Origin of the sequence: Alkalimonas mucilaginosa (assembly GCF_036327005.1) — a bacterium.
Taxonomy (GTDB): domain Bacteria; phylum Pseudomonadota; class Gammaproteobacteria; order Enterobacterales; family Alteromonadaceae; genus Alkalimonas; species Alkalimonas mucilaginosa.
In genome coordinates this window covers 336,972-349,149 of the sequence record NZ_JAUGZK010000003.1, presented here as the reverse complement: position 1 = coordinate 349,149, position 12,178 = coordinate 336,972, and the positions used below count along the sequence as shown (strand labels likewise).

11 protein-coding genes are annotated in these 12,178 nt (G+C 48.2%); 7 read left to right on the top strand and 4 right to left on the bottom strand.

The window, feature by feature from the left end; all coding sequences use genetic code 11:
• Positions 1 to 27: 27 nt before the first annotated feature.
• The 4 genes from thrS to rplT all read left to right on the top strand — a co-directional run bounded on the left by thrS (position 28) and on the right by rplT (position 3,170).
• Positions 28 to 1,941: a threonine--tRNA ligase gene (thrS, locus tag QWF21_RS06005; RefSeq protein WP_330087141.1), complete on the top strand. Its 1,914-nt coding sequence runs from the start codon at positions 28 to 30 to the stop codon at positions 1,939 to 1,941.
• 11 nt (positions 1,942 to 1,952) lie between these two features.
• Positions 1,953 to 2,510, top strand: coding sequence for a translation initiation factor IF-3 (gene infC, locus QWF21_RS06000; protein WP_330087140.1), 558 nt, complete (start codon positions 1,953 to 1,955; stop codon positions 2,508 to 2,510).
• A gap of 86 nt (positions 2,511 to 2,596) precedes the next feature.
• A complete protein-coding gene (gene rpmI / locus QWF21_RS05995) occupies positions 2,597 to 2,794 on the top strand; it encodes a 50S ribosomal protein L35 (RefSeq protein ID WP_091341054.1) in 198 nt (65 codons plus the stop codon).
• 16 nt (positions 2,795 to 2,810) lie between these two features.
• Complete coding sequence (gene rplT / locus QWF21_RS05990) at positions 2,811 to 3,170, top strand: 50S ribosomal protein L20 (protein ID WP_091340064.1); 360 nt, start codon at positions 2,811 to 2,813, stop codon at positions 3,168 to 3,170.
• A 65-nt stretch (positions 3,171 to 3,235) separates the two neighbouring features.
• On the opposite strand, the gene QWF21_RS05985 is transcribed toward rplT, so the two are convergent.
• Positions 3,236 to 5,146 (bottom strand): methyl-accepting chemotaxis protein, encoded by a 1,911-nt coding sequence (locus QWF21_RS05985; protein WP_330087139.1) that lies wholly within the window; start codon positions 5,144 to 5,146, stop codon positions 3,236 to 3,238.
• 290 nt (positions 5,147 to 5,436) lie between these two features.
• Here QWF21_RS05985 and QWF21_RS05980 point away from each other — a divergent pair, with 290 nt between their 5' ends.
• Complete coding sequence (locus QWF21_RS05980; protein WP_330087138.1) at positions 5,437 to 6,684, top strand: OprO/OprP family phosphate-selective porin; 1,248 nt, start codon at positions 5,437 to 5,439, stop codon at positions 6,682 to 6,684.
• Between the two features lie 113 nt (positions 6,685 to 6,797).
• Positions 6,798 to 7,547, top strand: a complete 750-nt coding sequence (locus QWF21_RS05975) for a substrate-binding periplasmic protein (protein ID WP_330087137.1) — start codon at positions 6,798 to 6,800, stop codon at positions 7,545 to 7,547.
• A gap of 74 nt (positions 7,548 to 7,621) precedes the next feature.
• Here QWF21_RS05975 and QWF21_RS05970 read toward each other — a convergent pair whose 3' ends face one another.
• The 3 genes from QWF21_RS05970 to QWF21_RS05960 form a co-directional block, all read right to left on the bottom strand.
• The gene (locus QWF21_RS05970; RefSeq protein ID WP_330087136.1) at positions 7,622 to 9,304 is read right to left on the bottom strand and encodes a M28 family metallopeptidase; all 1,683 of its coding nucleotides are present in this window, start codon (positions 9,302 to 9,304) and stop codon (positions 7,622 to 7,624) included.
• A gap of 54 nt (positions 9,305 to 9,358) precedes the next feature.
• Positions 9,359 to 11,044: a M28 family metallopeptidase gene (locus QWF21_RS05965; protein WP_330087135.1), complete on the bottom strand. Its 1,686-nt coding sequence runs from the start codon at positions 11,042 to 11,044 to the stop codon at positions 9,359 to 9,361.
• A gap of 114 nt (positions 11,045 to 11,158) precedes the next feature.
• A complete protein-coding gene (locus QWF21_RS05960) occupies positions 11,159 to 11,746 on the bottom strand; it encodes a hypothetical protein (RefSeq protein ID WP_407935266.1) in 588 nt (195 codons plus the stop codon).
• 158 nt (positions 11,747 to 11,904) lie between these two features.
• On the opposite strand from QWF21_RS05960, the gene QWF21_RS05955 reads away from it, so the two are divergent.
• Complete coding sequence (locus QWF21_RS05955) at positions 11,905 to 12,177, top strand: DUF3081 family protein (RefSeq protein ID WP_330087133.1); 273 nt, start codon at positions 11,905 to 11,907, stop codon at positions 12,175 to 12,177.
• Position 12,178 lies beyond the last annotated feature (1 nt).

Below are 12,178 nucleotides of genomic sequence, written 5' to 3'. Positions count from 1 at the left end.
GGGCCACCACTGGAAAAAGGACAAGTCATGCCTGTTATTACTTTGCCTGACGGCAGTCAGCGCGTATTCGACCACTCAGTTTCTGTGATGGATGTTGCCAAAGACATTGGCCCTGGTTTAGCGAAGGCGACCATCGCCGGCCGTGTTAATGGTCAGCTGGTTGATGCCTGCGATCTGATTGAGCAGGACGCAGAGCTGCAAATCATCACCGCCAAAAACGAGGAAGGCCTGGAGATCATCCGCCATTCCTGCGCGCACTTGCTTGGCCATGCCATCAAGCAACTGTGGCCCAATGTAAAAATGGCCATCGGCCCGGTGATTGACAAAGGTTTTTATTACGACGTGGATATGGAGCATTCGCTTAGCCACGACGATTTACAGCGGCTTGAACAGCGCATGCTGGAGCTGGCAAAAACCGAATACGACGTGATCAAGAAAAAAGTCAGCTGGCAGGAAGCGTTTGATACCTTCAAAGCCCGTGGCGAGAATTACAAGCTGCAAATCCTGCAGGAAAACGTCAGTAAAGACGATCAGCCTGGCCTGTATCACCACGAAGAATACATCGATATGTGCCGTGGTCCGCATGTACCAAACATGAAGTTTTGTCAGCATTTTAAAGTAATGAAAGTTGCCGGTGCTTACTGGCGTGGCGACTCCAACAACAAGATGCTGCAGCGCATTTATGGCACTGCCTGGGCGGATAAGAAACAATTAGCGGCTTATTTAACGCAGCTCGAAGAAGCGGAAAAGCGCGATCACCGTAAAATTGGCAAGGCACTGAATCTGTTCCACTGGCAGGAAGAAGCACCTGGCATGGTGTTCTGGCATGATGATGGCTGGAAAATCTACAAGACCATCGAAAACTACATGCGTGACAAGCTGGTGGAGTACGACTACGAAGAAGTCCGTGCACCGATGATCATGGATGTCTCAATGTGGGAAAAATCCGGCCACTGGGACAAGTACCACGACAATATCTTTGCCACCGAGTCGGAAAAACGCACCTACGCGGTGAAGCCGATGAACTGCCCGGGCCATGTGCAGATTTTTAATCAGGGCTTAAAAAGTTACCGTGACCTGCCATACCGCATGGCTGAATTTGGCATTGTGCATCGCAACGAGCCGTCGGGTGCTTTGCATGGCCTGATGCGGGTGCGCTCCTTTACCCAGGACGATGCCCATGTGTTCTGTACTGAAGCGCAAATCCTGGATGAAGTGACCAGCTGCATTAGCATGGTGTATGACGTCTACAAAGATTTTGGTTTTAGCGACAACATCGATATCAAGCTGTCGACCCGGCCGGAAAAGCGTATTGGGAGCGATGAAAGCTGGGATAAATCCGAGCAGGCATTGGCCGAAGCCTTGCAGCGCAATGGTCTGGAGTTCCAGTACCAGCCAGGTGAGGGGGCTTTCTATGGCCCTAAGATTGAATTTACTTTGTACGATTCCATTGGTCGGGCCTGGCAATGTGGTACCATACAGCTCGACTTTTCGATGCCAGCCCGTTTGGGCGCACAATTTGTCGATGAAGATGGCGAGCGTAAGCCGCCAGTAATGATCCACCGTGCCATTTTAGGCTCGCTGGAGCGTTTTATCGGTATTTTGATTGAAGAGTACGCTGGTTTATTCCCGGCCTGGTTAGCACCAACCCAGGTGGTGGTGATGAATATTACCGATCATCAGGCCGATTATGTGCGAAAATTGGTAAAAACTTTCAAATCTCAGGGCATTCGTGTGATAAGTGACTTGAGAAATGAGAAAATAGGCTTTAAAATCCGCGAGCATACCTTAAAGCGGATCCCGTACCTGATAGTTGTCGGCGATAAAGAGATGGAAGCCGGTGATGTGGCGGTGCGCACCCGTAAGGGGGAAGACTTGGGCAAAATGTCGGTAGAAAGCTTTATTGACAAGCTGCAGACAGAAATTGCTACTAAGTCGTAATTATTCTTTTCTTGGAGGAACGAACCATTAAAGTTGGAAAAAAGAATCAGGCAGCACCGCGGGCGAACCGCTTAAATGAAGAAATCAATGTACGTGAAGTACGTTTGGTAGGTGTCGAAGGAGAGCAGTTGGGTGTTGTGGTGACTGCTGAAGCTTTGACCATGGCAGAAGAAGCCGGCGTTGATCTGGTGGAAGTAAGCCCAAATGCGGAACCTCCTGTCTGTAAACTAATGGATTATGGTAAGTTCCTGTTTGAAAAAAGTAAGGCTCTGAAAGAGCAGAAGAAAAAGCAAAAGCAGATCCAGATTAAGGAAGTAAAATTCCGGCCTGGAACTGATGAAGGCGATTACCAGGTCAAACTACGCAACCTGCGTCGCTTTATTGAAGAGGGTGACAAAGCCAAAGTCACACTGCGTTATCGTGGTCGTGAAATGGCGCATCAGGAAATCGGCATTGAGATGCTAAATCGGATTAAAGCCGATATGGAAGACATTGCTGTGTGCGAATCTTTCCCCAGCCGGGTGGAAGGTCGCCAGATGACCATGATGCTGGCCCCAAATAAGAAGTAATAAGGCTTTCAAGCGCATGCCGCTGGCCCAGGTCAGTGGCTGACGCCTTATTATTCGTTGTTAACTACAATGCGAGTTTTAATACTATGCCAAAGATGAAAACCAACAAAGGTGCCGCGAAGCGTTTCAAAAAAACAGCTTCTGGTAGCTTTAAGCGCAAGCAATCACACCTTCGCCACATTCTGACGAAGAAAAGCTCCAAGCGTAAGCGTCAACTGGGCCCTAAAACCCTGGTTGCTAAAGTTGATATTGCCGGTCTTGACCGCTGCATGCCATACGCATAACGAATAGGAGCTTGACATGCCAAGAGTAAAACGTGGTGTAACGGCGCGCGCGCGTCACAAGAAGGTGTTAAACCAGGCCAAAGGTTACTACGGTGCCCGCAGTCGTGTTTATCGTGTTGCTTTCCAGGCGGTAATTAAGGCAGGCCAATACGCCTACCGTGACCGTCGCCAGCGTAAGCGTCAGTTCCGTCAACTGTGGATTGCCCGTATCAATGCGGCTTCTCGTCAGAACGGTCTGTCTTACAGCCGCTTCATTGCAGGCCTGAAAAAAGCCTCTGTGGAAATCGACCGTAAGATCCTGGCGGATATCGCTGTGTACGACAAGGCGGCATTCACCGCTTTGGTCAACAAAGCAAAAGAAGGTTTGGCTGCGTAAGTTGCCATCCGTCTTAAAAAAAGCACCTTCGGGTGCTTTTTTTGTTATAAAAACAGTGGACTAGTCTAGACTTTAAAGCGGGCAACACGCTGTTGCAATTCTGTGGCTAACCGAGCCAGCTCATCACTGCCTCCCGCGATGTGGGCTGATCCGGTTGACAACTGTTCAACACCTGTACTAATTCGAATCAGTGATTGATTAACGTCTTCTGCAACAGCAGATTGTTCTTCAGTAGCTGTAGCAATTTGCATATTCATATCATTAATCGTCATGATGGACTCTGTGATCTGTTTGAGCATTTCTGACGCCTGGCTAGACCAGTCAAGGACTTCATTCGCTTTGGTATAGCTACCATCCATTACATTGACAGCATCTTGCGAAACGGCTTGCAGTTTTTCAATAATGTTGCGGATATCTTCAGTTGATGCTTGGGTGCGAGTTGCCAATGCCCTGACTTCATCAGCAACCACAGCAAAGCCTCTGCCATGCTCGCCGGCGCGAGCGGCTTCAATTGCCGCATTTAAAGCCAGAAGGTTGGTTTGATCAGCAATTGCACGAATGACTTCCAGCATTGCACCAATTGACTCGGCATCTTTTTGCAATCGTTGCATTACATCAACTGCTTTTTGAACTTCGCCAGCTAAAATGGATACCTCAGATGCTGTCCTTTGAACAACTTTATCTCCTTGTTCAACCGATAGACTTGACTGCTCAGCGGCTGTTGCTGCCTGAGCTGCATTTCCCGCAACTTCAAGCACTGAGGCTGCCATCTGAGTCATTGCGGTTGCGACTTGATCAGTTTCGTGTTGCTGTTGACTGACCTGTTCACTTGCTTCCCGACTCGATACAGCAAGTTGCTCAGAAGCAGCCGCCAGTTGGACAGCGGCACCAGCGACCTGCTGAACCAATCCATGAACGCCACTAACGAAGTGATTGAAACTACGGGCAAGATCACCAAACTCGTCATGTCGTTCTTCGCTTAAGCGTTGGGTCAGATCTCCATCACCTGCGGCAATCCTGTCTAAGGCGGAACCTGTGGTATTCACTAGCTTGACAATCATTTTGGCTACCAGAATGACTATCCCGACAAGTATGATTAAAATCAGGCTAAATGCCATTAGCAGGGAGTTTCTTAAACTCACAGCCGTTGCCATGACATGGTCGTAGGGGAGTGCAACGGCCAGCGACCATCCAGGGGTATTTACCACCGGATGGTATGCAACCATATAGCGTCGGTTATTATCCAGGAAAATATCTGCCAGGCCAGTTTCACCAGAGATCATACGCCGTGACATAGCAGAATACTCTGCATTAGTTGATTCCAGTGCGTTTTTCTCCATGCGTAAGCTCGGCTCTGGATGTGCTACATAAATACCCTGAGAGTCTACTAGCCAGGCAATCGCTTGTTCACTAGAAATATCATCCACTAATTGTGTTAACGTATCTAACGTGAGTGTCGCGGCCAGTAAGCCAATTACTCGACCATTGTCATTCTTAACAGCATGAACTAATAGTGTGATGGCGTTGCCTGTTGTTCCGGAGTAGGTTGGGTTTGATACAACCGAGGTGCGACTGTTTTGAATAACAATCTCATTAAAATAACTTCGATCCGCCCGATTTCGACGATCCAGATTGTGATAGTAAGCTTCTCCTTGTGAGTCGGCATAGAACATCACCTCAAACTCACTATGATTGCGCATAAAGTGTTGCAATAACGCTGTGATTGCTTCTGGATCACCTGACGTGAAAGTATTGGTTTCAGTGAGGGTACGAACGACCTCCATTCTGGAGTTAATCCAGCTCCCGACTAAATCGGCGTTACTTTGTGCTGCCTGCGCAGCAGCCGTCTCTCCAAGTTTAACAACACGACTGCTAACTTGTTGAATAACGACAACAGCAGCGATGAGTAAGCAGAGTGACAACGGTACACTAAAAACTAATACAAGACGACTTGTCATTCTTAGACGCTGGAACATGGGCTCTCCTGCCAGAACAAACTGGGCTCATTGATGGCTAGCGATACACTCTTATTTGGTATAGCACATCTGTAGCTTGGCGCGATGGAATTTGATGTCTTTTCAAAGGATTCATACAAATAAGGGGCTTTTTCTAGACACAATTACTTTTATCAACTAGCTTTGAAAAAGTTTTAATTGAAAGGTTTTTCTGTTTTGTAAGTCAAGATCATAATAAAGGTGGTGGCAATAACACTTTGCAAATAAAGAGTAATTCCGGCATAGCTTAAACATTGAATGAGGTAGCCACGATGACCCTAAGATTTGTAATAACAGGTTTTCTTCTTTGCAGTTGTGTTGTGACGGAGGTGCATGCCGAAGAAGCGCAAGACTCAGATTTACAAAAACAAATTGATGAGCTTAGCGCCAAAGTTGATGCGCTTGAAAAAAGCAAGCCGGCACTGCCCTTGAGATTCGATGGCCGTATTCAACTGGATTACAACCTGTTTGATGGCGCTTATAATGCAGCAGAAAATGGCACAAGCGGCAGCGATTTATTCGCCCGCAGAGTGCGCTTAGGAGTAAACTCCACTGTTGGTGACTGGGATCACACCATATTACTGGATTTTGCAGAGGGGAATGATCACATCGTGATGGCTCGGATCCGCTATGCAGGTTTTGGTAATGGTGTTCGGGTGCAATTTGGTAAATTACGGGAAGATATTTCACTTAATGCGCTTACGAGTAGCAATAATTTAAGTTTGATTGAGCGCAGTCATTTGGCTGATAGTTTTTCTCCTTACTTTCGTTGGGGAGCTTCAGCATATCAATACCATGAACATACAGGTTTACGGTGGGCTCTTGGAGTTCATAAAAATGATGCTTTTGGTGCGAGTGGAGAGAACAGTAATGGGCGCTTAACTCTTGCTTATACCGGCCGTTTGACCTGGTCCCAACTGGTTGATCAGCATGTATTACATCTTGGTGCATGGCATTCTCGCAGAGATATGGGGGGGAACACCTTAAGTCCCAGGCTAGCAAGAGGGGAAGTCAGAAAAACTCCCATTGGTTTGGTAAATTACAGTGCTGGTGGTACGACTGCAGCCTTAGATAGCTTGCACCAGAGTGGTATTGAGGTTGCCTATCAAAAGCAAAATATCCTGCTTGAAATGGAGTATGCCCGGCGTGAACTTAAAACGATGCTTGCTTCTGATCCGTTGAATAAATCCGATGTCGATGGTTTTTACCTGACACTTAGTTATTTCCCATCAGGTGAGGTTCGACCCTATTCAACCGGCAGTGCAGTTTTTGGTCAACCGCGAAATATCGCCAACAGCTGGGAATTTGTAACTCGCCTTAGTCGCTTCAATGCCAGTTCTGAAAATCAAGGAACCGATGTTACTACCTATACAATTGGCACGAACTACTATTTTAATACGCGAGTTCGTTTAATGGCGAACATAATCTACAGCGAAGTATCTGGCCCTGGGCAGCAGGCATTGGTTGGGACGGAAGATAGCGGCAAAGCGCTGGCTGCACGATTGCAATATTTATTTTAAACCCAGTAAGGAGTAAAGAGCTAGCGTTACTTGGTCAGCAAGGCCGCTTGCACCGTGGTCAGACGCGGTATGATTGGAAGGTGTTTAGTGCGGCCTGATTCTGGGAGGCGTTTATGCCTTTTATTTTTTTTGCAGCATTACTCTTAACGTTCTCAGCAAAAGCAGATATCGTCCATTGGCAAGCTGATTGTCGTCAAAGATTACCTTACATCTACTGGGAAAATGGTACATGTAGCGGGCCTGGCGCAGATATGCTGGAGCTTGTAATTTCTATGCTAGGTCCTCAGCACCGGATTATTTGGCGACTTGTCCCCTGGGCCAGAACAATGCAAAGTGCGGAAGAGGGTTCAGTTGATTTAGTACCAGTTCATTCATGTTTTGCCGAAAGAGATCAAGTTTTAAAGAGCTTTGTATTTGGTTATGAAATAAGAACAATTGCGTACTTTAAGCACCGAGAAGATGAAAGGGATTTTTTCAGTTTTGATGATATTAAGAAATTACAGATTGGTGCTTTGCGAGGCAGTTATTACAGCGAGCAGTTCAATAACGCATTGGACGATATGACCGTCTATACAGTGACAGATGTGGGGCAATTGATTGAAATGTTGCGGTTGAAGCGAATAGATATTGCAATTAGCTCCCAAATACATGGTCTTGAGCTATTTCAGCAGCATGAAAGCCTAATTCCTGCAACCTATCAAGAAAGTTATAAGAATTACCGTTGCTTTTCTATACCGCGAAAATCAGCTCGTATGGCTTTTTTTCCGAAGATTGACGAAATCATACAGGTTTTAAAAGACAGGGGAGAGGTGACTGAAATTTATGCGCGATATGGTTTGCTCCTTGAGCAAGATAGTGATTGATTTTTTCATGTTTCGAAGCCTGCAATGGCAGTAAGAGGTAAGAGCAATCTCACATTGCCCTTACATACTTAGCATTACTGACGTACCCTGGCGCTGGCATCGCGGATAGCACGGAACTCATTGCCCTGGTACCAGTTTGGCCACTGACGGCTGTTGGCCAGATCGTTGCCGATATGATAGAACAAATACATATCCTGCGCGGCACCACGTAAGTCCCAGTTCTCATCGAATTCATCAGTGACTTTATGATAATGCTGGCTGTTGTAGATGTGTCGCTGTTCCAGACCCCATGCCTTTCCATGTTCAATATGGTCAATGCCACCGCGGGCATACAGCATGGGCACTCCCACCTTGGCTAAACTGAAATGGTCGGAGCGATAGTAAAAGCCATCTTCGGGGGTTGGTTCTGGTACAATGTAACGGTGTTGCAGTTTGCTGTAGTGTTCTAGCATAGGTTCCAGCTCAGAACTGTTATGCCCAACGACCATCACATCTTTCATCGGTCCATGCACGTTGATGACGTCCATATTGACACCGGCTACAGTGGTTTCAAGCGGAAACAGTGGGTTTGCTGCATACCAGGCCGAGCCCAGTAAGCCACGCTCTTCAACCGCCCAGGACATAAATACCACCGAGCGCTGTGGGGCTGGCTCTTGCGCCATTCGCTCAGCTATCGCCAGTAAGGCCGCAACACCTCCGGCATTATCCTGAGCACCATTAAAGACCTGATTATCCGGCAAGCTGAAATCCATGCCGAAATGATCCCAGTGTGCCATGTAAATGACGGTTTCTTCAGGGTAAGTGCTGCCTTCAATGTAGCCGATGACATTGTCGGACTGCAAAGTGCGCAAGTTGTTTTTTATGTTGATGGATGCTTGTATCTCAAGAGGGATTGGCTGGAAGGAACCTGACAGTGCTTGTTGGCGTAATGCTTCTAAATCAAGGCCTGCAGCTGCAAATAAACGCTCTGCTCCCTGTTGTGATAGCCAGCCTTCAACTTTAGCCCGGTGCATGTTTTTGTTTTCATTTGCCAGCTCAAAGCGAATTGGGCTGGTGCCTGCTACTACGTGCCAGCCGTAACTGGCAGGGGCGGTTTCATGCACAATTAAAGCCATAGCGGCACCCTGGCGCGCTGCCTCTTCATACTTGTAAGTCCAGCGACCATAGTAGGTCATGGCATTGCCATTGAACAACTCCGGGTTCTGGGTCGCATAGCCAGGATCATTGACAAACATCACCACAGTTTTACCTGTGACATCCAGCCCTTCGTAGTCGTTCCAGTTGTATTCCGGCGCAACAATGCCGTAGCCAACAAATACAATGTCACTCGCTTCAACATTGATTTCATTTAGCATCTGGCTGCTCCAGGCCATCATATCCTGTCTGTAGACATAATCGGCTGGCGCATTGTTGCCGGCAAAGCGCAATGAGGAAACCTGAACCGGGTCAATTTGTGTGACCGGTACGGGCTGACGGTAACTGCCCTGATTAGCCGGCTTTAAACCAAAGCTCTTAAACTGTTGTTCAATATAGGCAACTGTAATTTCTTCACCTTTGGTAGCGGGTGCCCGGCCCATAAATTGGTCGGAGGCCAGTGTGCGAAAGTACTCTCGGAAATTTGGATTGAAGTTGCTTTCAAACAATTCTATCTCATCACTGCTGGTGTCTGTGGCTGTAGTCTGCTGGCTGTGTGATGCGGGTTGGCAGGCGGTTAAGGCGAACACGCAGAGCAAACCTATCGAATACTGGGTTGTCATGATTAGCTCCTAAATAAAAAGGGCAATGAAGCATTGCCCTTGGTTTATCGCTTTTTATTGACGTGAAGCGGCACTGGCATCGCGGATGGCACGGAACTCATTGCCCTGGTACCAGTTCGGCCACAGGCGGCTGTTGGCCAGTTCATTACCAACCCGGAAGTACAGGAACATGTCCTGCTGGGCGCCGCGCAGGTCAAAGTCATCGCTCCACTCGTCGGTGACTTTGTGGTAGCAGCAGCGGTTGAATTCCGCACGCTGTGCCGCACCCCATTCTGCGCCGTGCTGGTAGTGGTCATTGCCACCTTTGGCATACAGAATAGGCACCCCCTTCTTCGACAGGCTGAAGTGATCAGAGCGGTAGGCAATACCAGCTTCCGGATTTGGCTCTGGCACGGCATAACGGCCTTGTTGCTCGGTGTACTTCACCAGAATTTCTTCCAGATCGGTGTTACCCAAACCGACGATGACCATGTCTTTCATCGGGCCATACACATTCATCACATCCATATTGATGGCGGCAACGGTGGTTTCCAGTGGGAATACCGGGTGCTCAGCATACCAGGCAGAGCCCAGCAAGCCCCGTTCTTCAGCTGTGACCAATACAAAAGCAATACTGCGTTCAGGTTGTGGCTGCTGTACAAAGTACTCGGCCAGGGCCATCACGGCGCCTGTGCCACTGGCGTTGTCCTGGGCACCATTAAACACAGGGTTGCTTGGGTTGGAGAAGTCCATGCCAAGGTGATCCCAGTGCGCCATATAGACAATGGTTTCATCCGGGTAGGTACTGCCTTCAATGAAACCAACCACATTGCTGGAAGTCAGCTCCCGCAGATTGTTTTTCACCGAAATGGACGCTGTGGTATTCAGCGGTACCGGCTTAAATTCGCCTGATAAAGCCTGAGCCCGTAAGGCCTCAATATCGGTATTGTTGGCGGCAAATAAACGGCCTGCGGTTTCGGCAGTGATCCAGCCTTCGATTTGCGAGCGGTCCATGTTTTTGTTTTCGCTGATCAAATCAAACTTGATTGGGGAACCATGCGCCACAACGCCCCAGCCATAACTGGCCGGTTCGGTTTCATGAATAATCAAAGCCCCGGCCGCGCCCTGACGGGCCGCTTCTTCGAATTTGTAGGTCCAGCGGCCGTAGTAGGTCATGGCATTGCCATTAAACAGCTCCGGGTTTTGGGTGGCGTAGCCCGGATCATTGACAAACATCACCACGGTTTTGCCTGCGACATCCAGGCCTTCGTAATCGTTCCAGTTGTATTCTGGTGCGACGATACCATAGCCAACAAACACCAGCTCGCTGTCCTTCAGTTCGACACCATCCACCACCCGGGTGGTCCAGGCCATCATATCATCCCGGTAGGCCAGGGTAGTATCCAGGGCGCCGCTTAAGGTCATACCGCTTACTTGTACCGGATCAATCTGCACCAGCGAGACAGGTTGTTTGTAGCTGTCGCCATCTATCGGTTTTAAACCAATCCGGCGAAAATGTTCTTCCAGATAGGCAACGGTTTTAGTTTCGCCGGCAGTGGCCGGGGCACGTCCCTGAAACTCATTAGAGGCCAGGGTTTTGATGTACTCAGCCAGGCGAGGATTCATGTCGGTATCTTGCTGATACCAGGGGGTGTCGTCGGCTGCTGCGACGTCGGATTGCAGGGCTGGTTGACCACAGCCACTTAGTGCAAGGCAGCAACTGGCTGCCAGGGTTCCTGAAAACCAATGCGTAGGTTTCATAAATGGACTCCAGTGAAGTTCGTTGTAATTATAATGGGTGTACTGCAAAGCTATACTAACCTGAACGGGACAAAGGCGCCAACAACTCAGACTGAGTTGCTGGCTCTGGGCGTTTTACTGGTAGCCCCATGGCGTTGGTGGCAGATCCACTGGCTTGGTTAAGTCGAAGTCAACACGGAACTCGCGGCCCTCACGGATCAGGCGGTAGGTAAATTGCTCCGGGTAAATGTACATTTGCCAGATGTTGGTGTTGGATGCGGGTATGCCGGCTTTAACAAATTCTTCAATCGAATATTGGTCGACCGGGAAGGATTGCACCCGATCAAAGCCTGCATCCACCGTATGGCCACCGTACATGGTCATAGGGTCATTGCTACCATCTTCTAAGCGATGATCATGCTTTAAGCTGATGCCAGAGCCGGTCTTGGTTAAAATCCATGTCCGGGAGTGGTTATCACCGACATGAAAAGGGATCTGCAACTGATTGTCTTCACAGACCCGGACATGCATGATTAAACGGCCCTCAAACCCAGATGATGCCGGATTGTTAACTGTTACCTGACCTTCATAGGCTTTACCGCAGTGAGCGCGCAGATGATCAAAAAAAGCATCGTGGGTTGGAATGGAGACCAAGGGCGCTGGTGCAACAATGTTAGCCTGGGTTGCAAAGGATACGGCAAGAGCTGCAGCTGAAAGCAGCATAGGTTTGGTTGTTTTTTTTGTCATGGTATGTTCCATTGATTTGTAGGTTTGCAGGCACTATACCCAGAACTGCACTCAGGTTCAAATACAGGAAAACTGGTTGAACGACTTGCTCGTATCTTTGCCAAAGAAAAAAGTTGTCACTATTGGAGTTGCCGATGGAACACAAAATAAACAGTAAATTCCTGATGGATGTTTACAGCAAAATTGAAAAGCATGGTTCGGCTACTGAAACTGAATGGGGTCAGGGGTATTTGCTGGATGGCGTGCAGGTATCCTCTGGTTTTGATGGTTACGAACTGTTTTTCGACAACAGTCGGGTGCAACTAACGTTAGGTTTTCACAATACCTGGCACAGCAATGCCGACAGTGAAAAGCTGCTGGATGAGTTTTTCCAGCAGCTTGAAAAGATTAAACAAAAATACGATTAGA

Bases quoted from the DNA above. Each gene is read 5' to 3' on its own strand.
- thrS (WP_330087141.1), top strand. From the start codon at position 28: ATGCCTGTTATTACTTTGCCTGACGGCAGTCAGCGCGTATTCGACCAC.
- rpmI (WP_091341054.1), top strand. From the start codon at position 2,597: ATGCCAAAGATGAAAACCAACAAAGGTGCCGCGAAGCGTTTCAAAAAA.
- rplT (WP_091340064.1), top strand. From the start codon at position 2,811: ATGCCAAGAGTAAAACGTGGTGTAACGGCGCGCGCGCGTCACAAGAAG.
- QWF21_RS05985 (WP_330087139.1), bottom strand. From the start codon at position 5,146: ATGTTCCAGCGTCTAAGAATGACAAGTCGTCTTGTATTAGTTTTTAGT.
- QWF21_RS05980 (WP_330087138.1), top strand. From the start codon at position 5,437: ATGACCCTAAGATTTGTAATAACAGGTTTTCTTCTTTGCAGTTGTGTT.
- QWF21_RS05975 (WP_330087137.1), top strand. From the start codon at position 6,798: ATGCCTTTTATTTTTTTTGCAGCATTACTCTTAACGTTCTCAGCAAAA.
- QWF21_RS05970 (WP_330087136.1), bottom strand. From the start codon at position 9,304: ATGACAACCCAGTATTCGATAGGTTTGCTCTGCGTGTTCGCCTTAACC.
- QWF21_RS05965 (WP_330087135.1), bottom strand. From the start codon at position 11,044: ATGAAACCTACGCATTGGTTTTCAGGAACCCTGGCAGCCAGTTGCTGC.
- QWF21_RS05960 (WP_407935266.1), bottom strand. From the start codon at position 11,746: ATGCTGCTTTCAGCTGCAGCTCTTGCCGTATCCTTTGCAACCCAGGCT.
- QWF21_RS05955 (WP_330087133.1), top strand. From the start codon at position 11,905: ATGGAACACAAAATAAACAGTAAATTCCTGATGGATGTTTACAGCAAA.